Origin of the sequence: Cytobacillus sp. (genome assembly GCF_964223445.1) — a bacterium.
Taxonomy (GTDB): domain Bacteria; phylum Bacillota; class Bacilli; order Bacillales; family Cytobacillaceae; genus Cytobacillus.
Genome location: NZ_CAXQGS010000049.1, coordinates 79,381 through 100,354, shown reverse-complemented (window position 1 = coordinate 100,354; position 20,974 = coordinate 79,381). Strand labels below are relative to the sequence as shown.

The window sequence follows — 20,974 nt, the reverse complement described above, 5'->3', positions numbered from 1 at the left end:
GGCAGCCCTGCTTTTGTGACTCTTCCCACACCGATCCCGCCATCTAAATGGATGCCTTCTTTTTTTGCATATGTGACCGTACTTTGAATTCGTGCCTGATGTGTGGCGTCCGGGTCGTCCCCTGCATCCTTGATCGTTTCGCACATGACCCGTCCATCTGACCGATCAAAAGCCGTCACTTTAAAAGTGGCATACTGGCCAACCGGCAGATAAATCGTTACTTCATTGGGCACCTCTCCGGTCACAAGCGCCTGCAGTGCTGCCTTTGTCATGGCTGCGGCACAGGCACCTGTCGTATAGCCGTGCCGCATTTGGGAAGGATCTTTTTTATTTCGCTGCTTTTGCCCGTTCATCCGCCATAATCGAAATGGCATTCAGCGCAGCGACCGTCACTGTACTGCCACCCTTTCTCCCTGCATTCGTTATAAATGGGATTCCTTCAAGCACGGCCAGCTCGGCTTTGGACTCTGCCGCTGATACAAAGCCGACTGGCATGCCAATAATCAAGTCAGGTTTGGCGAGCCCTTCTTTCACTAAACGAATCAATTCCAGGAGCGCTGTTGGCGCATTGCCGATGGCATAGATTCCTCCTTGATGCAGACTCGTTGCTTTTTGCATGGAAATGATCGCACGTGTTGTTCCCTGGGCCTTTGCTTCTTTAGAAACATCTTCATCCGCAATATAACAATGCAGGTCCCCGCCATGCTTTTGGAATCGCTTGCGTCCTGACCCGCTTTCAATCATCTGTACATCTGCCACGACATGACGGCCAGCTAAAATCGATTGAACCCCTGCTTCAATGGCATCTGAAGTAAAAATCATGCTGCGCCCCAGCTCGAAATCAGCCGAGGCATGGATGACGCGCCTAACCACCAGCCACTGCTCATCTGTAAATGGATGCTCGCCCATCTCCTCTTTAATAATCGCGAAGCTGTGGTCATAAATTTTATCCGGATCTACCGTTAATGGTACAAATGTGGTATTAAAGTTCATGTTTGCCATGTGTAAAGTCCTCCCAATTTTTGAGTCACTTCTTCAAAAGAAGTGCAGAAGTTTTCATATACAAGCGGCGGCCGCTTAATCAAAATAACAGGAATCCCCAATTCCAGGGCAGCGGTCATTTTTTCATCCACCGATCCCACTTTGCCGCTTTCTTTTGTAATCATCAGGGTCACTTCATACTGCTCACAAAGAGCTTTGTTTAATGATTCGGAAAAAGGTCCCTGGATCGCAATAATGTCCTTTTGTTTAACGCCAAGCTTTTGGCATTTTTCCATGTTTCCCATGTTTGGAAGCATCCTGCAAACAAGCCGGATCTCATCCCGCATCAGATATTTTGTGAAGATTTCGAGCGTTTTGCTGCCGGTTGTCAGCATGATTGTCCCTTTATGCGATTGAGCCAATTTTGCTGCTTCCTCATAGCTTTCAGCTTCAGTGATGAGCGGTGAGGCAAACTGTTCATTTGGCCTTTCGTAACGTATGTAAGGAATGCTGCAAGCTTTAGCTGCTGACATGGCCGTTTTTGATGCTTCTTCCGCATAGGGATGACTGGCATCAATTACAGTGGTCATCTCCTGCATCTGAATTAATTCAATCATGTCATTTTCAGACAGCCGCCCCACTTTATAAGAAATGCCTTCAGCTTTCAAGCTGTCCGCTGCCGATTCTGTAACAACGGTTGCCAATAAAGGAAAACCTTGATTTTTCAATTGAATGGCTAATGCTCTCGCATCACTTGTGCCTGCTAAAAATAAAATCATGAGATCCTCCTAATCCCCGCATGGAGCCGGCTCTACTTCGATCCTGGAGCTCATATCCTGATAGGTAAAATACTGAATTTTTTTCACGCGCTTAAAATATTTAAAAAGCCGTTCATTTGGATGCGCATTTTCCTTGTATTCTTCGATAATCTCCTTTAATAACGGCACCAGCTGATCGGGCTCAATTCCCTCTGCCACCGGCTGGGCAGCATGGGCGGTCCGGCCAACCGGCTTTGCCCCGATAAATAAATCAAACTTCTTCTTTCGGTAAACAATGCCGATATCATCAAATACGGCCCGATAACAGGCCATACCGCAGCCATTAAAGCCAATATGCAGTTCCTTTGGAAGCTTTAAGCCTCCGAGTTCAGCTGCAATTTCCTCTGCATACGGAATGGATTCTGCCTTCTCCCCGTAGCAAAAATCGCACGCTTTTACATTTAGAACATCACCCACCGGCATGACTGTCAGATCGTGCTGTTTGAGTTTTTCCACAATCGACTGTGGCCGCCCGGTTGGAAGCTTGATTAAGAATCGGTGATCCGGTGTATATTCCATGGTGCCTTTCTCGCCAACAGCTTCTGCCAGTACACGCATTTGGTCAGCTGTAATAAATTTATTGGCAACCCCAGGCGAAACCGCAAATTCAAAAATATCTTCGATTGGCTGCTGCACCAAATGTGTTTGGTCAATCTCCGATTTCGTCACCATCGATAATGCCTTAAAAGCCATATCCAGTGAGCTGTCTGCTTGTTTTTTGCTTTCAATCTGCTCGTAGCCGGCCTGGGCTTCCCCGGTTTCCTGATTTAATGCCCATGGCTCCGCTTCCTTTTTTAAACGCTGATGCGGCTTTAAGGTTTGCTTCTCTTCCCCAAGCGTGTACTTGCGCTGATAGCCTCTCGGCGTAATGATTTTGTTGTCATAAAAGAAAGTGGAGGAATTCCCGATCACAACTGTTGTCAGCATGCCTATATCGTGATCAAGCATTTCCGCCAGTGTCGTCAGAATGACATTCTGATTTTCACGGTAAGCACTTTTCACCAGCCCCACTGGTGTATCAGGAGAACGATATTTTAATAGAATCCTTTGTGCCTCGACAATCTGGCGTGTCCTTCTGCCGCTTTTCGGGTTATATAAAGCAATGACAAAATCCGCCATCCCGGCTGCTTCAATGCGCTTTTCGATCACCGTCCAGGGTGTTAAATGATCGCTCAGACTGATGGTGCAGGAGTCATGCATGACAGGTGCACCCAGTAAGCTCGCACATGAATTAATTGCAGAGATGCCAGGAACAATTTCCACTTCGATTCCTTCTTCTTCCTTCCAGCCCATTTCGATCAGCACTTCATACACTAGGCCGGCCATGCCGTATACACCCGAATCACCGCTCGAAATCACGGAAACAATTTGGCCGGCTTCCGCCCGTTTCACTGCATCCTGCGCACGGGATACCTCTTCAGTCATCCCTGTGCTGACAATGGAACTTGCTGTTACGAATGGCATGATCAGATCAACGTATGTTTTGTAGCCAATAATGCAATCACTCTGCTGCAGCGCATCCACAGCCCGTTTGGTTATATGCTCACGATCGCCCGGACCAAAGCCGACAACAAAGATTTTTCCCTTCTTCATAGACTAGCCTCCAATTAAGAAATGCACATGCGCCTTGCCTGCTGCCGTACTGCTCGAGCAGGAACTCTGCGCCAGACCATTCTCAAAGTTCAATGCTTCTTGCCAAATAAAAAATGCCTGCACTCCTTTTCAAAGGAATACAGGCATATGAAATGACAGTATAAAAATTAGCATACTGAAACTCAAAAACAATTGATCATAATTGTCCCGCCTATACTTCTCCCTCCGAAAAGCAAGTGTCGTTTAAATAAGCAGGTTTCCTGACTTAAGCTTCTTCTTACTCTTACACCTTCCCGATTTCTCAGTGGCATTGTAATTTCATCAGCTCTTACAGTAGCGGGGGCTGTACCAGACTTTCACTGGTTTCCCTTTTACCTCACCAATAGTGAGCACTTATTCAAATTGATATATTAATTTTTTACTAATATAACATATAATGACCAAATTTGACATATTATTTTTTTCTTAATTTTTTAAATGCTATGTTAATGCCTTTGACTTTTAGATATAGGAATTGGTAAAAAGAACTTATATCTGCTATTCAGGAGTTAATTTTTGCTGGGATATAATTCACAAAGTTAGACCAAATAGATGTTGTTTAATTTATTTAAAATGACCGATTGTCCCTTTGACATTATTAAAATCATGCCGTTTATACTGGACCATAGATACAATGCCAAGAATTGGTCCAACCGCTAAACAGGCAAAGACCCATTCCCAGCCAACTAACCTCTGTATAATAGGGATTAAATTTATAGAAAATATAGTGATCAGGAAACCAATGCACATTTGAAAAGTCAGGGCTGTTCCTACATACTCAACTTCTGCAACTTCTGAAACTGCGGCAGAAAACTGTGCAGAATCAGCGATGACAGACATTCCCCAAATGATAGAAAGGAGTAGAGTTAACCAAATATATTGACCAAAAGTAAAGCCAATCAAGATACAGCAAATGGCACTGATACACATAGAAATAATCGTTAGATTTGCTCTTCCAATTTTATCTGAGACTAGCCCGCCTGCTACACAGCCAATCCCCCCTGCAATTCCGATAATAATAAAAGAGGACAATGCAATGAACCAGGGAGGAATCCCTGGAGAATAGCTTGTAAAACTAGCAGTCAAAAAGATAGGAATCCACGTCCACATCGCATACAATTCCCACATATGCCCAAAATAACCGTAGTTCGCAAGCATTACTGGTTTATTCGAAACTACCTTTTTTATTAATTTAAAAGAGAAAGGTAGTTTTTTCGTTGTTACTGGAGCATCTGTTAAAACCCAATTGACAATTACAGCTGCCAGGAGAGCCAATATTGAACTGCAAATAATCACTAATTGCCAATTTAAAGAAGAAGAGAATATAACAATAAAATGTGGCAAAGAGGACCCTAGAGTTAAGGCGGCTATTAAGATACCAACAGCAAGCCCGCGTTTTTTCGGAAACCATTGAGATAATATTTTAACAGCTGTCGGGTATACACCAGCGAGTGATACACCGGTTAATATCCTAAGCATAATACCGAAAAAAGCCTGATCTGCCAATAAAAGCAAGGCATTCAATAGCGCACCCAGAAACGCTGAAACGGCAAGAACCTTTCGGGGATTAAAACGATCTGCTATCCCAAAATATGAACTAACTAATGCACCCATTACAAAGCCAATTGGGACAGAAGCAGACAGCCATGCTTCTGAGCTGGAGCTAAGATTCCATACTTGAATCAGTTCAGGGGCTATAACAGAAGCACTAAACCACAAGCTTAATGCGCATAATTCAGCTAATCCAATCCATCCTAACGCTCTCCATGAACCTGGAATCATAATATCCCTCTTTCAAATAAAGCATAGTATTGGAGCTATATTGAAAATCTGAAACATAACTTTTTTATCCTCTCAACAATATTAAACTGCGTTATACCTGCTCTGTATAGGACGTCACAAAGTCAGCATCTCTTAAATAAATCCATACATTGTCAACCTATTTTATGAAGGTTTTTATATTTTCCTTCCCCCAATCGTACATCATTAAAATAACCGGCATTAAGCTTTGCCCTAATTCTGTTAATGAATATTCCACTCTAGGCGGGACTTCCGGGAAAACTTTCCGATGAACAATCCCATCTTCCTCTAATTCTCTAATCTGAGTTGTCAATACCTTGTGGGTGATTTTTGGAAACAGACGCTTAATTTCACTGAATCGTAAAGTCCCGTCAGTTCCTAAATAGTATATAATCGTTATTTTCCACTTGCCGCTAATAAGGGATAATGTCAATTCTTTTTCACAATTAAATTCTCTATTTTCAATTTTCTTCCTCACTTCGCTCCGCAAGTCATCCATAAAATTCCCTCCACTTCCCTGCAGTCTAAAAGTATCCTTTTAGTAACCTTCTCACAAAAAAGTGCGTTCTTCCATAAAAAAGGATTATTTTTTAGAATATATTCAAGATAGAGAAAATTGAGATTTTGGTTTTTTATAAAATTAGGGTGGAGCATCCTAAAAAACACTCTATCTATACGATAACCAAATCACTATTTAAATAGAATGGAGGATGCAAGAATGGCAGGAAACAGAGCAGTAATCTACAGGGGTGCAGGACGGGTAGCCGTGGAAGATATTAGCTATCCGGATTTGATCCTAAGAGACGGACCCGGAGTAAATCCTTTAAATGTCGGCCGTAAGTGTGAACATGGGGTAATTCTAAAAGTCATTACGACCAATATTTGCGGAAGCGATCAGCATATGGTTCGCGGCCGGACGACTGCTCCTGAGGGACTCGTTCTCGGCCATGAGATCACGGGTGAAGTCATTGAGGTTGGACGGGATGTTGAATTTATCAAAAAAGGAGATCTTGTATCCGTTCCATTTAATATTGCTTGTGGCCGCTGCCGCAGTTGTAAAGAACGCAACACGCATATTTGTGAGAATGTTAACCCGGATCGTCCAGGATCCGCTTATGGTTATGTAGATATGGGCGGATGGGTTGGAGGCCAATCCGAGTATGTAATGGTACCCTATGCAGACTTCCAATTACTGAAATTTCCAGATAAAGAACAAGCCATGGAGAAAATTCTTGACTTAACGATGCTTTCCGATATCTTTCCAACTGGTTATCATGGTGCGGTAAGCGCTGGCGTGAAGCCCGGTTCTACAGTATATGTTGCTGGAGCTGGACCAGTAGGCTTGGCTGCTGCCCATTCTGCTCAACTTCTTGGTGCCTCTGTCGTTATCGTTGGTGACTTGAATAGCGAGCGACTTGCCCAAGCCAGAAGTTTCGGCTGTGAAACGGTTAACCTAAAAGAACATCCAAATCTGGGGGAACAAATTGAACAAATTTTAGGAATTCCAGAAGTGGATTGCGCAATTGACTGTGTAGGCTTTGAAGCCCACGGACATGGTGCTGGAGCAGGTGAAGCTCCAGCAGCTGTATTAAACTCGATAATGGAAGTAACACGTGCCGGAGGACGGCTGGGTATACCAGGTCTATATGTTACTGGTGATCCGGGGGCGATCGATAACGATGCGAAAAGCGGAACATTGAAGGTCCGTTTGGGGCTCGGCTGGGCAAAAGCACATACCTTTGTGACTGGTCAAACACCCGTTATGAACTATCACCGTGACTTAATGATGGCTATTCTAAACGAAAAAGCACAAATCGCCAAAGCTGTAAATGCAACGTTGATTTCATTAGACCAGGCACCAGCAGCATATACCGAATTTGATCAGGGTGCTTCCAAGAAATTTGTTATTGACCCTCACGGGATATTTAATAAATAAAGTCTGTCAGAAGCATTCACTAAAAAATATGAGTGAGCAAATTTTGAGGCAAAAAGTATTCTGTATGTGAATGATCCCGGTAATCTAACCATAAAAGATTAGGAGGTTCATTAAGATGAGCAAAATCACATTAGATTTAGCTAAGCAAATTATTGCAGGTGCTGAAGAAGAAGCAGAAAGAATTGGGGTTTCCATGGTTATCTCCGTAGTGGATGAGGGTGGAAATCTAATTGCTGTTCACCGAATGGATAATGCCTGGTTAGCCAGCATCGAAATTGCCCAAAATAAAGCCTGGACGTCAGTTGCCTTAAAAATGCCTTCTGCAAACTTAGCCGATGCAACGGTTCCTGCAGCTGAGCTTTATGGTTTGAATACAACTAACAATGGACGCCTTGTCGTTTTTGGCGGAGGAATCCCTCTGGTCAATGATGGAAAAGTGGCAGGCGCCGTGGGAGTCAGCGGCAGTACAGTTCCCCATGATATCCAGGTTGCTGAGGCTGCTGTTCAAGTATTTAACAACAAGTTTTCTCAATAATAATTTTCTGGTTAATTGTTATTTCTGTTATCTTTTTGACAAATTAATTTCAAGCATTTAATGGGAATAAGTTATACCACATGTTTTTTAGCCAAATGAACATGTGGTATTTACTTTTTACAGCAAATTCTCATTATCAGATGAGTGCTATGAAATCAACTCGTTTGAAAGTAAGTGTTTATTCGAATAGGTAATTATGAAAACTACAATATCCCTCTATAATTCTAATTAACCGGACAGCCATCATGGCCATCCGGTTAATCCAGGTTTATAGTCACACCGAAACATACAAATGTCTGCGATTGCTCTCATGCACCTATTTCATTATTTGAACTAACTTTATCAGTTTTCCGATTTTTGAAGTAATAGAATAGATAGCTGACAAGCAGGAATCCTATTCCGATAAGCAGTCCTGCCAGCTGAGTTGGGTCAAAGGCCAGGAATACCAGGATAGAGACACAGAATATAATACAAATCAGCGGGATGATTGGGTAGAATGGGACTTTGTATTTTAGATCCTCTGCCTTTCCGCCTGCTTTTAAATATTTACGCCGGAACATGAATTGAGAGAGCGCGATTCCCATCCATGAGATGGTGACAGAAATACCAGCAATGGACATTAATAATACAAACACGGTTTCAGCTGCAAACACGCTTGTGAGTAATGATAAAAGGGAAAATATCATGGTGAATACTAGAGCAGTGAACGGAACCTTCCGTTTTGAGAGTTTTCCAAAAACTCTTGGTGCCATTCCATCATGGGCCATCGCCCAAAGTAAGCGGGTCGAAGCATAAATACAAGAGTTTCCTACTGATAAAATAGCTGTTAAGATAACAAAATTCATGATATCAGGGGCAAATGGAATTCCAGCCAGGTCCATTAAGGTTACAAACGGGCTTTCTAATATCCCGAGCTCCTGTGTTGGAAAAATGGCGGATAATATAATAATAGAAGCAATATAAAAAATGATGATTCTAAAAAGGACATTTCGAATCGCACGAGGAATATTCTTTTGAGGCTCCTCGCTTTCACCGGCCGCAATTCCGATTAATTCTGATCCCTGATAGGAAAAGATGACATTCATCATCGTTACAAACACGATGGCAATTCCAGCAGGGAAAAGGCCTTTAGGAGCTAAATGTTCCATGTATGGCGCCGGCCTGTCCGCCAGTGGTATAATGCCCAGGATGGCACTGAAGCCAATAATAATAAAGAAGATCACAGCTACCACTTTAATGCCGGAAAACCAATATTCCGCTTCAGCAAAGCCTCTTGTTGTTAAGGCATTGAGTGCGAACAAAAGAAGGATGAATATGGCACACCACACCCATACGGAGATATCCGGAAACCAGCGTTTCATCAAAATTCCGGCAGCCGTAAATTCTACTCCAGCTGTTGTGGCTGAACCAATGAAATACATCCAGCCTAACGAGAAACCAGCCGAAGGACTAATGAATTTACTGGCATAAGTCTGGAACGATCCCGTAACAGGCATGTACACAGCAAGCTCCCCCAGGCAAACCATGACAAGATACAAAATGACTCCACCGAATAAATACCCGATTAAAGCCCCTCCTGCACCCGCTTGATTGATCGTGTAGCCGGCATTTAAAAACAATCCGGTCCCGATTACTCCTCCCAAAGAAAGCATAAACAAATGACGGCGCTTCATCGACCGGTTTAATTGATTCTTCTGACCCTCTTGCTCTACCATCTAGATCACATCCCTTAATTAAATTGGCATCAGGCACATTTGGCTTGCGCGAATTGTCCACGTTGAATGGACAAGATCACCATTTTGTCAACTAGCTGCGCCTGACACCATTAGGTCCTTTTTTGCCAGCATTTTGACCATCCCTTCTACAAGGGCAGGTACTTCTTCGAAGGCGCTTTTGATGTGGAGGCGTTCGGTTCGTTTGTGAGCGTCTTTTCCGAATGGGCCTACGTTTAGTACCGGTGCCTGAAGCTGTGTCATTTCATCGAATGGAATGCTGTAGCTGCTGCCCCAAACCGGCGTGTTTTCTTTAAATACGATCCAGCCGTCACCCGTATCCTGATAATTGACATAGCTTAAATCGCTAATTCCATTAAAATAATGAACTTGGTTAACAGGGAGTCCAAACTTTTCAAAGCCTTTTTGTTTTACATATTCAATGCATTCTGTGACCAGCTTATCCTCAGAGGAATTGACTGCCGGATAATAAGGCGGTGCATAAAGCAGAACGATTGCCGGTGTCAGCTCCTGGCACTGAATGATTAAGGCATCAGCAATTCGGATAGATTTCTCCCGGTCATCCCATTCCGCTTTTTTCTGTACCAAGTCTTTGATGCCCGCAACAAAATCTGCACCAAATTTTCGAACGGCATGCTTTTCCAGTTCTTCATAACGCAGCACCCGCACTTCTCCGATGGGAGATACATTCCGTTCACTGCAGATTTCTTTATAGGCTTCGTTGCAGGCGTGAGCGGCATTTAGCGCTACCTTTTCGAATATATCCATGATTTCCCCGGCATTCCGTTTCATTAAAAATACATTGTACAAAGCCGCTGAACGATAAGGTGTTTGTGCGGAATACTCCAGACGAAGATCCTTTTGCTGCAGTGTCACCGGAAGCGGGGTTTGCTCTCCCATTTCCGTTTCCTGCAGTGTTAAATTCCACTCCATTCTTTGTGTTAGAAATGAGGCAATATAAGGCGCTGTAATGCCGCTAAGCGGTTCCCCCACATGCGTTTCTTTTCCATAAAAAAGAGCGGCAGGCATGATTTTGCCAATAGAGCCTGAATACACATAATAGTTCCTGTCACCCGGTTCCTGCGTAAATACCGGCTCCCCGTTCAAGAAAAGCTTATAGGTGAGCTGATGTTTTTCCTTCAATTCTAAAAGTTTCTGAACCGCTGCACGCATACCGGAAGAGTTAACTTCTTCATCCGGAACCGTCAGCAAAATAAGATTAATAGGCCAATGTTCAACAGCAGCTTTTTCTAATAATCCCATATGCATGACAAGCCCCATTTTCATATCCATCGTGCCCCTGCCAAATAAGAACTCTCCCGAGAGAAGATCCTGCCTGGCTTCTTCCGGCAGCTCATCTGCCCTGGAGTGAAGCAATTTCGTCAATTCCTCCGGGAGATGCGCGTACTCCTGAAGATCACCATATTCTTCGGTATTTACTGTATCAAAATGGCTGATTAACACGATCGTTTCCGTGGCATCAGGATGTTTATATAAAGCGGTAACAAACCGACGGCCAAAATCGGCATCATGGAGCCCCAAGTGATCAGGATTCTCCCGAAAATAGGTTAACTCCTTGAGCTTCGCTGTCACTTTAAAAGGAAATTTACGCTCTCCATCCGTAAGTGTCATACTTTTCCAGCTTACTACTTCGCACAATAACCTGCGCAATGCATCTGGGGTTCCCCACCTTAGCTGTGTCATAACTAAACGCTCCTTCTATGCAAAATAAAACGACCCTTTTTCAACTAGTATTAAAAACGAAGTGACAAACAGCTTAATCCCCCATCAAGTTTACGGAACTCAGATGTATCAAGTTCAATCGTCTGGAAGCCGGCTTCATTAATTTTTTGCTTTGTTTGCGGGTATCCGGACGGGATGATGATATAGTCATTGACGCGAATACAGTTTGCTGCATATTCCTCTTCCGGAGGAACAACAATTTTTTGATAGGAATTAAAATCCGGGTGGTCTACAAATTCTCCAGCAACGACAATCGTTTGATTGCCTATATATGCTATTCCGGTTTTCAGGTGGAAGAATTTTTGTAATGGAACGATGGTTGCATTATAGCCTTCGGATTCTAAAATTTGCTTAAGCTGTTCGGCGCCTCCCTGGTTTGTCCGGGCAGAGATCCCAATGTAAAAATGATCTTCGATTTGTAAAATATCGCCGCCATCAAGTGTGCCAGGCGCTTTAATATAGTAGATCTTATCAAAGAAGGATTTGATTGCCGGCTCTATTTCGTGAATTTCGCCATTTCTTTTTTCCGCACCAGGGTTAGAAATAATTGCAAAATCTGCAGTTAAAACAGCTGTATCTTCTACAAAGGTAGAGTCCGGAAATTGATCATTGCTTTGAAGGACAGTTACTTCTGTACCGCATGCTTTAAGTGCTTCAATATAGGCATCATGCTGCTCTAATGCTTTTTCTAAAATAGGTATTCCAAGGTCAGAAGTTGTTAATCCATTGATAAAAGTTGAGCCGGGTCTTTTTACAATTGTGTTATTAAACATTTTTGCAGCTTGTGCTGATTTTGTTGCTGATTCTCTTAACATGTGTTATTCCTCCATCATTTTTCTGATTTGTAAGCTTCGGTTAAATACGTTCTACTGGGCATGTGAGGCATGTTGGTCCTCCAGTGCCTAAATAAGAAATTTCATTACCTTCGTATTCATAGACGGTCGCCCCTGCATCCAATAGTCCCTGTTTGGTTTGAGGATTTCCGGAAACCATGACACAAATGCGCGGTGCAACAGCCAGCACATTACAGCCGAGCCGCCGGTATTCATCGTCCGGTACTTCAACCAGGTGGAAACCGCGTTTCAGAAGCATCTGTCTTAGAAATACGGGCATAAGCCGTGAATACACCACAGCAAGATTTTCATCTACGATGCTTATAAAAGACATAAGGTGAAGACATTCCTCTTCTCCCTGATCATGCGGGAGCGGGACAACTATACATTCATCAACTATCTCTTTTGTCATTTCTTTCATTTGGCGAATCGCCTCATCGTTTGTTCGATAACCGCGTCCAATTAATAAAGTGCGGTCATCCAGCCAAACAAGATCTCCCCCGTCAGCTACAGCATCACCAGTTAATTCTCCCAGAATCGGGATATTTTTTTCCTGTAAAAATTCTTTATAAATTTCTGCTTCAGGCTGACGTAATTTTTTCCCTGATTTTAAAATCATTGCGCCTTTTTTCGTAAATTTAACGGGATCATGGGCATAAAGCGAATCCAGCCCCGCCTTTTCTGAAACCGGCAGAAATTTAATATGGCCGACATGCTTCTTGATTATGGATAGAAACTGTTCGTATTCCTGCTGGGCTTTCAAATAATCCGGCTCGCTGATATAGTTAAACTTTTTCCACTCACTTCTTAAATGCTCCTGACTGATAAAGGCTTCTTTTGGATGCTTTAAAATGACAGTGTTTAGCTTTTTGTACATTGAAGTCACCAATTGGCTTAACCTCCTTTTTCCACATATCGGAATAGGTTTCCTTTGACAGGAAAACTTATAATATGATATTATAGTGATAGATTCTTCATGTCAATATATTTTGAATTTACTGACTAATTTATTTCAATACACTTATGTAAATTAAAAGGAATGGAAGGATAAAAGATGCAGACAATCGATCGCGCCATGCAGGTAATCAAGGTTTTGTCTAAAAATGATACAAGAATGTGGATTTCCATTACAGATTTATCAAAGGAATGCGACTTGCCTGTCAGCACACTTCATCGCCTCCTGCAATCCATGAAGCAGCACGGGCTTATTCAGCAGGACCCAGATTTGAAATTGTATTCCATGGGTAACACCTGGTTAGAATATGGACTTAAAATGTATGACACCTTTGATTTTGTTGGACTGATTCGCCCAGAGATGGAAAAATTAATGCATGAGGTGGAGGAGAGTGTGTATTTCAGCAAGCCTATTGGATTAGAATCACTTGTAGTTGAAAGAATTGATTGTCTCAACAATCCGATTCGAATCAATGATCAGCTGGGGATTCGTATCCCGCTGAATATTGGGGCAGCCAACAAAGTGCTGTTAGCTAATATGCCAAACTCCGAGTCTGTTAAAGTTATTAATTCCTTAGTGCCATCTGAGGAAAGAGATTCGTTTATAAAACTATTGAGCAAAGTTAGAAGGCAGGGCTATGGGGAGAGTCATGGCGAACAAACGCCTGGAACCTCATCTGTCGCTGCGCCTATTTTCGATCACGCCAATGAACTCCTGGGAGCCATAAGCATCGGATATGTTAATTTCAATATCACAGAAGAAAGACAAAACTGCTTAATTGAAAAAGTAATCGAGTACGGTATGCGAATCTGCAATAAATTAGGCAGTAAAAACTGAGGTAATTAAAAAAGAGTGCATTTTAACAACAAGGATTAGGAAGAAAATTGTCCTTAAGTCTAAATAACAATAAAAAAAACGCAAGGTTAAAAATTGCCTTGCGTTTGAAATGTATATTAACCAGCAAATTAGTTACCTGTTCAACCCAAAAACACTTAAGAAAACCATTTCATAGATTCAGACTTTAAATAGTTAGAAATGAAAAAATGCATCCTTCACACTGTACCTTTCTAGTCTCTTGCATATATACTAGTATCCGTTCTGCTATTAAATCCTTTCTCTTTAGAATTCCTTCTAACTCGTACCCTAACTTTTACCTCCCTGCAATTAGTAATCTATATACCATTCCATTGTATAAATAGTTTTTGATGCTACACGAAATGCTCCTTCATATCCTTTTTCCGTTTTACTTACCCTGGTCATATGCATTTTTTGTAAAAAAGTATGGAAAAATATTTATTGTGTCTTCATTGACCTTTGTAATGACAGTTTAATCCTTTCCTGATCAGACAAATTGGATAAAAATTTAATATTAATAAGTAATTGAGGTGACAGTACTTGCCAATGATAAATATGAACAGTGCCAGCCTGTATTATAATGTAAAAGGAAGCGGAACTCCGATTGTTTTTATCCACCCGCCTGTATTGACTTCAGTAAACTTCAAATATCAATTAGAAGAACTCTCAAAAAATTTTCAGATAATTACTTTTGATATACGCGGACACGGAAAAAGCCCATACTCCCCAGAACCAATAACCTATCCACTAATTATTGAGGATATCATTCGACTATTGGACCACCTTAATATAAATAAAGCATTTTTATGCGGATATTCTACTGGCGGATCTATTGTTTTAGAATTCATGCTGACGTTTCCTGAAAGAGCTTTGGGGGGAATATCAATTGGGGCAATGGCCGATGTAAATGACGATTACTTGAGAAAGAAGATTTCTTTAGGAATCAAGCTTTCAAGCAAAGGGGCTATTAACTTATTAGCCTGGTCCATCTCCTGGAATAATTCAAATAATATCAAGCTGTTTAAAAATATGTTTTCAGAAGCAAAAAAAGGGGATTACCGCAACATTGAGCAATATTACCGCTATAGTCTAAAATACAATTGTGTCAATCAGCTTAATGAGATTAAATTGCCTACCTTATTGGTTTATGGTAAGAAGGATAAGCCCTTTCATTCCTATGCAAGGCAATTGCATGAGAAATTGCCACAAAACGAATTATACTTTATCGAGAATGTTGACCACCGTATCCCCACCAAGGCTGCAAAAGAACTTAACCGGCTAATTTTTCAATTTGTAAACGCAAAATGACAGGTATCTATAGATACCTGTCACCATTAACTATTTATTGATAAATATCTCGGGCTTCTCTTTATTTGGCTATCTTTTCATGAGCACGTTCAATAATTACTTCATCTTCCCCACTTCTGAATATATAACAACAAAACCCCCAATTGTAGGACTCCCATAAAAGGCTCTATTCCAACCATCATCTGTATTTATTTTGCTATTATCTATATCATCGTTCTCCTTATTCATTAAATCCCTTCCACCTAGATATTTTCCTTTTTTAAACTAATATTCAACCTTGTTATCAATTATCCTTTTTCAACTCCCTCAATAAAAGAAGTGAAAACGGCTGCCCCGTTTGTAGAGTATGTAACGTGAGACAGACCCCATATATAAATATCTAGTTTCAAAACCAGATTACTTTCTACCCGTTTATGCAAAAGCAACATTTTCTTTTGGATGAATATGGTAAACTGTTATTAAAGGAGGATGGCATGAAGAAGTTTGCTTCTACCTTAATAATAGTTGCTGTGCTATTTGTATTTGATTTGATTGTAAATAAAGATGATGTTCCCATTAACGAGGAAGATAAGAGCAGCCAGATCATGTCTGTTCTAGATTTAGTGAATGATGAATTTGGTTTATTTGGCTATTCAGTAAGTCATGAAGAATCAATTATTTATATTTTTATGGATGCAGCAAAGAGTGAAAAAGAACTAATGGAATATCTAACAAAGCAAGTTGCTAAAGAAGATCTGGCGCAATATAGTTATGACATCGAAAAAAAACCTCTGGAGAAAGTAGAGGCAGAGAATAACTTAGTTAATCTAGAAACTGTTCTATTTGAATATATAGAAAGAAAAAAATATAAAGATATTCAAAAAGTAATTAGTTTTATCGACCCAGAACCAACTGTACAAATTGATATAGCAGAAACGAGTGAAAGATCTATTGAGGAATTTGAAACTGAAATAAAAAATTTTTTAGCCTCTTATGATACCAATACTCCTAAAAATTTTAAATTTAGAATACAAATTGAAAAAGCAGATAATGTGAAAATCCTTCTTTCTAGACAGAAACAATAGCCCTTTTAGCTGCCGCAAGCCAAAATCCCTTTAGGGAAAATCTCTAACAAAGCCATACTTTAAGCACCGAATGCTGCCCTTCCAGTTGAACAAAGTGTGCCGCCTTGTTATACACCATTCATTGTTAAATAGTATCCATAAACTGAACTTAGACAGTGAATTTAGCCTTCAGCCAGCTACTTAAAGGTGCCTAAGAAAGGTGCCTTTTACTATTGTGAGCGCATTTTTTAGAAATGCGCCCTTTTACTGAACATGTAGTGAACTAATTTTTGCTGATGTTATTGAACTATATAACTCGTATATTTCATTGATGCCCCTTTTCATCCTCTAATCATCTTGCCTATACACGTATCCTTCGATTTACATACAATAAAATAGTTTACTAAGGAGGTGACCAATTTGGAGAAATTTATCGCAAAGCTCAGAGGTAAAAACGAAGTGCCTCCTGTAAAAACAGAAGCTTTTGGAGTGGCTAAATTTATCTCTAACAAGCATTGTACAAAAATTAAATTCCATCTAGAAGTAAATGATATTGAAAATTTCGTTCAAGCACATATTCACTTTGGTGCACGTGGTGTCAATGGACCCGTTCTCGTTTTCCTATTTGGGGCTGATTTAATGACTTTAGAAGAACAAAATGGGATAAGCACTCGCCGAGGAATAATTACTGGAATTATTACAGATAAGGATATCGTCGAAAATAATGTAGGTGTTGATGATGTCAATGACTTACTAGAACTTATGCAAAAAGAACAAACGTATGTAAACGCTCATACTGAACAAAATCCTGACGGAGAAATTAGGGGTCAAATTTTCCCTGTTACTTACTAACTGTATGTTTTTTTTAGGCTTTTAATATATGTATTAAAGGTAATGAATATATTAGAAAAAAAGAAGATGATCATCCTGCCTAAAAGATGGATTCTTCATCTTCTTTTCACTTTCAATTTTCTTATTAAGTATAATTTAAGAAAATTGTCCAAATATAAAATAGACCGAACACCTTTAGATAATCGCGCCCTACGCAGCAGTTAGAGTCCCAATAGGCACCCCAAATGCTAGGGATATAGTAAAACCTGTAGTAACTTTGGCCATCGCTTTACCTTTTTTGCCAGGACTTCAGGTTGCACATTAAGCTTTTTTAATGCTAATTCACTTGAATAAAAAAAAGCTGCCACAACGACAGCCCTGATCTTCAACTCTTGCACATTTTACGTGAAGTAATTTACTATACATGCAGAACAAACACTCTGCACATTTTATTCAAGTAATATTGCCTCATCCCCAACACTTACCTCACCACATTGTTCCACCTTTGCCCAAACACCAAACATTGCAGCATGATTAGTTACCAAGGTTTTCAATATTCGAGCATCCTGTTTTAGTTCCTCTTGAGGATTGTTGACCATAATGCACCTTTGAAGTGGGGCAACAATTTTCAGAGTAACACTTTTTCCTATTTGAATTTGTCGATCCACCCATTCATCCTCAAGACAGCCTGTTGCTTCTGTTTCGATTAACAAGTTTGCTCGGAATCGACGAGGGTCTACTATTTCTCCTAAATCCTTACTTAACATTTTTAACGCAGAGGTTGTGATGATACTTATTGGCCCTTCATCGAAATGTGATATTAACTCTTCCTTTGCCAATGTTACTGGAAACCCTAACAACTCACTTAATTCTTTGTTTACCCCATCCTGATCACCTCGATATTCTGTTCCATCGGGCATAGTTAATAGAGGAGTGTTCCCCTCATATCTTGCTTTATAGTTAAATAAACTTTCCATCTGTTGAAAGCGTCGTGTAGTCTTACCACTGCCAAATTTTCCATTCTCATTTTTTATTGCCCATAAACGGTCTCCAAGTATGCCTCGGCTATCAACTAGGGCAGAGGATAAAGACTCCCCCAAAATTGATTTCACAGGAAACCTATTGATTTCTTTGACTCTTCCTATACGATCTTTCTTTTGATTCAAAGTTTATCCCCCTATACTTGACCAAACTGCACGTTAGTATGATTAACTCTCCTGCATTTTATTTTGTATCTCCTTAAACTATTCCTTGTCCTTCACCAACTAACCTGCCCCGTTTGTTCATTGAAAAATGCTGCATCAGCAATACCTAAAAAAATTTCTTATATAACTCACGTCTAAGATGTCCACCCAGGTACGAAAGACTCTGGTGGTTTCACTTTTTTCGAGTCCCATTAACCAAATACTACATCGAGTATTAAAATACACTTCTCTTTCTTTTTTTCCTTTTCCAAACCCGATAACGGATTGTTCTGCCATATTAATTGAGTGCTTATCTAAGTTTACAACTTCTCCTATCCATTGAAACTTCAAATAATAGCCCCTTAAATTCCTTTGTTATCACGTAATTCCACGATGGTTCCTTCTAGTGCTTTTAACTTACATAAGTGACCATTTTCTATATAATTAATGATCTCGTCATTTTTCAAAACAAAATGGGTGTTCAATTCTTTTAATCGTTCAACCTCTTGCTGAAGGTTTTCTACCCATAAACAGAAATGAACAAGTCCTTCACTATTCCTCCACAATCTGGCCCTTAACATAAAGAAAAAGCACAATTCTTGCTTTAGAATCGCGCCTTTAAGGAAGATCGTTTCCTGCTGTACTGGCAGCCACACTCACACCTGAAGTTAAACCTGTAGTATTTCTGCAGCAAAACCATCCGTTTTTTTCTGTCATCTCTTTTTCTAATAGAATTTACACGGCTGAATCGAAAAAGAGGTTGGCATAGGAAATAGAAGCCTTGCCTATCTTTTCTATTATTCTCCCTCATTGTAAATCCATTTTTCTTTTAATCGGCCAAATTCTCCATTGAGCTCCATCTCCTCCATCCATAGATTGACCCAGTTCTGAAATACCGCATCCCCGCGATGCATAAGGTAGCCTTTCTGGCTTTTCGTGAACGTATTGTCCGTCAGAGCCGCATACAGCCTGGAATCCTGGCTTGCGTAGTAGATGGCCTCAATACTGTCGGTAATCATCACGTCTACTTTTCCCTCAGCAACCATGTTAGGAATATCCAGATTGTTTTCGATTACGACAACCTTCGCCTGTGTAATGTTGGCATCCACGAATTTTTGGTTGGTTCCCCCCGGGTTAACTCCGATGGTGACATCTGGCTGGTCAATTGCTTCCAAGCTTGTATATTTCTCTTTATCTTCCTGTCGGATTAAAGGAGCCTTTCCGTCATTAATATAAGGATGTGTTAAGTGTGCTGTTTTTTGCCGATCGGTATTGCGGCTTATCCCGCCAACCGCTAAATCAAACTTATTTTTATGGAGGTCCTCCATTAAGGTTGGCCAGGAAGTTTTAACGAAAGTGATCTTGACCCCAAGGTCTGCTGCCATTAATTTAGCCGCTTCGATATCATAGCCTTCAAACTCTTTTGTTTTCGGATTAAAGTACGTATATGGCTTATAGTCACCAGTTGTACCTACCCGAATCACACCTTTCTTTAAAATACGGTCGAGTCTTGAGCTAATGACGAATGTATTGGCCTTTTTATCTACATACCCTCCTGCAGCCTCGGCCACCTGTTTCACTGATACATAAGGTTTTTCATTTACAGTAACCGTGCTTAACGTTTTTCCGTTTAACTCTAGCTGCTCGGTTTGGCTGTCGGCAAGCGACAGGCTTGTCCCTCCGGTAATCAATAATGCAACAAGTGCAAACACGATGAGTACTTTTTTTTGCAAACTGTTTCCCTCCTATTCAATTGGTTATGTCTATTATCTTTAGGAAGGTACATAAAGTAAATTTATTTTCTGAATTTTCGATAAAACAGTTCGTTTATACGAGGAAAATAGCCCCTATATTTCTTAAACACAAGAACGTTGAAGCCATTGATCCTTTCTTGTGGGTATCATGCTTATGTATTGAGGTCTCGTTCTTCGTTAGGTTAATCGTATTGTGGCCTTGCCGCGAAATTCCTAAGTTATTACGCTGGTCATTATTGTCTCCTGCGACATTTCTCACAGTGGCCAGACCTGGATTTTCAGCAAGCTTTCGCTTCAACGATGGGACATCACCAGAATGGATCGCCTTGACATCTTCGACGACCAGCTCCTCATCTTCAAAAATAAAGTCCCTGTCTAACTCCCCTCGCAAATAATAATATTAAACAGGATTGCTGGCTCTTAACATAAAGAAGGAGCACAATTCTTTTGCTGCAGAATTGCGCTCCTTTTCTGGTATAATCACAAAACGCTAACATTCAAAAAGAAAATATACATAATCCGTAGGTACGCCTCGTTCACCTTGCTGATGCAGCATCGCTGTCACATTTCCGCGATGGTAGGTTCCATGATTCACTACATGGTGAATGAGATCGGCAAGTATGAACTCACAGCGACCATATTTCGGGTGCTCTGTAATGATGATACGTTCTGGATCCTGATTCTCTGCAAAAAAATGGTAAAATTCATTTGAAAGCGAATCATAGAACACTTTAAGTTCATCTATAGACGCTCTTGATGCTTCTGTTTTTCGACGATCAACTTCCCTAACAGTATCGTGGAAGCTGCTTCCTTTCATCGTCTCCAACCAAGTAATGTCTGTTGCATATAGGTGAATCAGCACCTCTGATATCGATGAAAAAACACTATTAACTGTCTCGTTATAAATCCTATCAGGCAGCTGTTTCAAGTGCTGGATCAATTTTTGGTTAGCCCAGACGTGGTAATCGTACATTTTCTTTGCGCGATTATTTTCCATTAGCTCACTCCACCCTCTTCTTAAAATTGAAAATAG

The 20,974-nt window shown here is 40.7% G+C and carries 20 protein-coding genes and 1 riboswitch; of the genes, 6 read left to right on the top strand and 14 right to left on the bottom strand.

Going from position 1 to position 20,974, the window contains the following annotated elements; genetic code table 11:
- The 6 genes from ACEQ1T_RS08280 to ACEQ1T_RS08255 form a co-directional block, all read right to left on the bottom strand.
- The coding region (locus tag ACEQ1T_RS08280) for a cobalt-precorrin-5B (C(1))-methyltransferase (RefSeq protein ID WP_370222424.1) at positions 1-353 on the bottom strand (353 nt) is incomplete at its 3' end.
- The gene (locus ACEQ1T_RS08275) at positions 328-1,002 is read right to left on the bottom strand and encodes a precorrin-8X methylmutase (protein ID WP_370222422.1); all 675 of its coding nucleotides are present in this window, start codon (positions 1,000-1,002) and stop codon (positions 328-330) included. The genes ACEQ1T_RS08280 and ACEQ1T_RS08275, both read right to left, overlap by 26 nt.
- Positions 990-1,760: a precorrin-6A reductase gene (gene cobK / locus ACEQ1T_RS08270; protein ID WP_370222421.1), complete on the bottom strand. Its 771-nt coding sequence runs from the start codon at positions 1,758-1,760 to the stop codon at positions 990-992. The genes ACEQ1T_RS08275 and cobK overlap by 13 nt, the downstream gene beginning before the upstream one ends.
- Positions 1,761-1,769: 9 nt before the next feature.
- Positions 1,770-3,392 (bottom strand): precorrin-3B C(17)-methyltransferase, encoded by a 1,623-nt coding sequence (gene cobJ / locus ACEQ1T_RS08265; protein WP_370222420.1) that lies wholly within the window; start codon positions 3,390-3,392, stop codon positions 1,770-1,772.
- 232 nt (positions 3,393-3,624) lie between these two features.
- Positions 3,625-3,804, bottom strand: a riboswitch (cobalamin riboswitch).
- Positions 3,805-3,995: 191 nt separating this feature from the next.
- Positions 3,996-5,213, bottom strand: coding sequence for an MFS transporter (locus ACEQ1T_RS08260; RefSeq protein WP_370222419.1), 1,218 nt, complete (start codon positions 5,211-5,213; stop codon positions 3,996-3,998).
- Positions 5,214-5,370: 157 nt separating this feature from the next.
- On the bottom strand, positions 5,371-5,730 hold the full coding sequence (locus ACEQ1T_RS08255; protein WP_009334102.1) for a helix-turn-helix domain-containing protein: 360 nt from the start codon (positions 5,728-5,730) through the stop codon (positions 5,371-5,373).
- Positions 5,731-5,949: 219 nt separating this feature from the next.
- Between ACEQ1T_RS08255 and fdhA the strand changes: the two genes are divergently transcribed.
- Complete coding sequence (gene fdhA, locus ACEQ1T_RS08250) at positions 5,950-7,167, top strand: formaldehyde dehydrogenase, glutathione-independent (RefSeq protein WP_252244972.1); 1,218 nt, start codon at positions 5,950-5,952, stop codon at positions 7,165-7,167.
- 115 nt (positions 7,168-7,282) lie between these two features.
- Entirely contained in the window at positions 7,283-7,702 is a 420-nt protein-coding gene (locus tag ACEQ1T_RS08245) for a heme-binding protein (RefSeq protein ID WP_370222417.1), read from the top strand.
- 308 nt (positions 7,703-8,010) lie between these two features.
- On the opposite strand, the gene ACEQ1T_RS08240 is transcribed toward ACEQ1T_RS08245, so the two are convergent.
- The 4 genes from ACEQ1T_RS08240 to ACEQ1T_RS08225 all read right to left on the bottom strand — a co-directional run bounded on the left by ACEQ1T_RS08240 (position 8,011) and on the right by ACEQ1T_RS08225 (position 12,888).
- Positions 8,011-9,417 (bottom strand): amino acid permease, encoded by a 1,407-nt coding sequence (locus ACEQ1T_RS08240; protein ID WP_370222416.1) that lies wholly within the window; start codon positions 9,415-9,417, stop codon positions 8,011-8,013.
- Positions 9,418-9,504: 87 nt separating this feature from the next.
- A complete protein-coding gene (locus tag ACEQ1T_RS08235) occupies positions 9,505-11,139 on the bottom strand; it encodes a M20 family metallopeptidase (RefSeq protein WP_370222415.1) in 1,635 nt (544 codons plus the stop codon).
- 50 nt (positions 11,140-11,189) lie between these two features.
- Positions 11,190-11,993: a dimethylarginine dimethylaminohydrolase family protein gene (locus ACEQ1T_RS08230; protein WP_370222413.1), complete on the bottom strand. Its 804-nt coding sequence runs from the start codon at positions 11,991-11,993 to the stop codon at positions 11,190-11,192.
- A 40-nt stretch (positions 11,994-12,033) separates the two neighbouring features.
- Complete coding sequence (locus tag ACEQ1T_RS08225) at positions 12,034-12,888, bottom strand: dimethylarginine dimethylaminohydrolase family protein (RefSeq protein ID WP_370222427.1); 855 nt, start codon at positions 12,886-12,888, stop codon at positions 12,034-12,036.
- Between the two features lie 177 nt (positions 12,889-13,065).
- Between ACEQ1T_RS08225 and ACEQ1T_RS08220 the strand changes: the two genes are divergently transcribed.
- The 4 genes from ACEQ1T_RS08220 to ACEQ1T_RS08205 all read left to right on the top strand — a co-directional run bounded on the left by ACEQ1T_RS08220 (position 13,066) and on the right by ACEQ1T_RS08205 (position 17,024).
- The gene (locus tag ACEQ1T_RS08220; RefSeq protein WP_197205412.1) at positions 13,066-13,803 is read left to right on the top strand and encodes an IclR family transcriptional regulator; all 738 of its coding nucleotides are present in this window, start codon (positions 13,066-13,068) and stop codon (positions 13,801-13,803) included.
- Positions 13,804-14,361: 558 nt separating this feature from the next.
- Positions 14,362-15,129: an alpha/beta fold hydrolase gene (locus tag ACEQ1T_RS08215; protein ID WP_370222412.1), complete on the top strand. Its 768-nt coding sequence runs from the start codon at positions 14,362-14,364 to the stop codon at positions 15,127-15,129.
- 473 nt (positions 15,130-15,602) lie between these two features.
- Positions 15,603-16,193 (top strand): hypothetical protein, encoded by a 591-nt coding sequence (locus ACEQ1T_RS08210; RefSeq protein ID WP_370222411.1) that lies wholly within the window; start codon positions 15,603-15,605, stop codon positions 16,191-16,193.
- A gap of 390 nt (positions 16,194-16,583) precedes the next feature.
- On the top strand, positions 16,584-17,024 hold the full coding sequence (locus ACEQ1T_RS08205; RefSeq protein ID WP_370222410.1) for a CHRD domain-containing protein: 441 nt from the start codon (positions 16,584-16,586) through the stop codon (positions 17,022-17,024).
- A gap of 428 nt (positions 17,025-17,452) precedes the next feature.
- Here ACEQ1T_RS08205 and ACEQ1T_RS08200 read toward each other — a convergent pair whose 3' ends face one another.
- The 4 genes from ACEQ1T_RS08200 to ACEQ1T_RS08185 all read right to left on the bottom strand — a co-directional run bounded on the left by ACEQ1T_RS08200 (position 17,453) and on the right by ACEQ1T_RS08185 (position 20,938).
- The gene (locus tag ACEQ1T_RS08200; protein WP_370222408.1) at positions 17,453-18,169 is read right to left on the bottom strand and encodes an MOSC domain-containing protein; all 717 of its coding nucleotides are present in this window, start codon (positions 18,167-18,169) and stop codon (positions 17,453-17,455) included.
- 380 nt (positions 18,170-18,549) lie between these two features.
- The gene (locus tag ACEQ1T_RS08195) at positions 18,550-18,843 is read right to left on the bottom strand and encodes a hypothetical protein (protein ID WP_370222407.1); all 294 of its coding nucleotides are present in this window, start codon (positions 18,841-18,843) and stop codon (positions 18,550-18,552) included.
- A 141-nt stretch (positions 18,844-18,984) separates the two neighbouring features.
- A complete protein-coding gene (locus ACEQ1T_RS08190; RefSeq protein ID WP_370222406.1) occupies positions 18,985-19,920 on the bottom strand; it encodes a transporter substrate-binding domain-containing protein in 936 nt (311 codons plus the stop codon).
- Between the two features lie 511 nt (positions 19,921-20,431).
- Positions 20,432-20,938 (bottom strand): DinB family protein, encoded by a 507-nt coding sequence (locus ACEQ1T_RS08185; protein WP_206844300.1) that lies wholly within the window; start codon positions 20,936-20,938, stop codon positions 20,432-20,434.
- Positions 20,939-20,974 lie beyond the last annotated feature (36 nt).

Excerpts from the sequence above, each read along its gene's own strand:
- ACEQ1T_RS08275 (WP_370222422.1), bottom strand. The coding sequence starts at position 1,002 with ATGGCAAACATGAACTTTAATACCACATTTGTACCATTAACGGTAGAT.
- cobK (WP_370222421.1), bottom strand. The coding sequence starts at position 1,760 with ATGATTTTATTTTTAGCAGGCACAAGTGATGCGAGAGCATTAGCCATT.
- cobJ (WP_370222420.1), bottom strand. The coding sequence starts at position 3,392 with ATGAAGAAGGGAAAAATCTTTGTTGTCGGCTTTGGTCCGGGCGATCGT.
- ACEQ1T_RS08260 (WP_370222419.1), bottom strand. The coding sequence starts at position 5,213 with ATGATTCCAGGTTCATGGAGAGCGTTAGGATGGATTGGATTAGCTGAA.
- ACEQ1T_RS08255 (WP_009334102.1), bottom strand. The coding sequence starts at position 5,730 with ATGGATGACTTGCGGAGCGAAGTGAGGAAGAAAATTGAAAATAGAGAA.
- fdhA (WP_252244972.1), top strand. The coding sequence starts at position 5,950 with ATGGCAGGAAACAGAGCAGTAATCTACAGGGGTGCAGGACGGGTAGCC.
- ACEQ1T_RS08245 (WP_370222417.1), top strand. The coding sequence starts at position 7,283 with ATGAGCAAAATCACATTAGATTTAGCTAAGCAAATTATTGCAGGTGCT.
- ACEQ1T_RS08240 (WP_370222416.1), bottom strand. The coding sequence starts at position 9,417 with ATGGTAGAGCAAGAGGGTCAGAAGAATCAATTAAACCGGTCGATGAAG.
- ACEQ1T_RS08235 (WP_370222415.1), bottom strand. The coding sequence starts at position 11,139 with ATGACACAGCTAAGGTGGGGAACCCCAGATGCATTGCGCAGGTTATTG.
- ACEQ1T_RS08230 (WP_370222413.1), bottom strand. The coding sequence starts at position 11,993 with ATGTTAAGAGAATCAGCAACAAAATCAGCACAAGCTGCAAAAATGTTT.
- ACEQ1T_RS08225 (WP_370222427.1), bottom strand. The coding sequence starts at position 12,888 with ATGTACAAAAAGCTAAACACTGTCATTTTAAAGCATCCAAAAGAAGCC.
- ACEQ1T_RS08220 (WP_197205412.1), top strand. The coding sequence starts at position 13,066 with ATGCAGACAATCGATCGCGCCATGCAGGTAATCAAGGTTTTGTCTAAA.
- ACEQ1T_RS08210 (WP_370222411.1), top strand. The coding sequence starts at position 15,603 with ATGAAGAAGTTTGCTTCTACCTTAATAATAGTTGCTGTGCTATTTGTA.
- ACEQ1T_RS08185 (WP_206844300.1), bottom strand. The coding sequence starts at position 20,938 with ATGGAAAATAATCGCGCAAAGAAAATGTACGATTACCACGTCTGGGCT.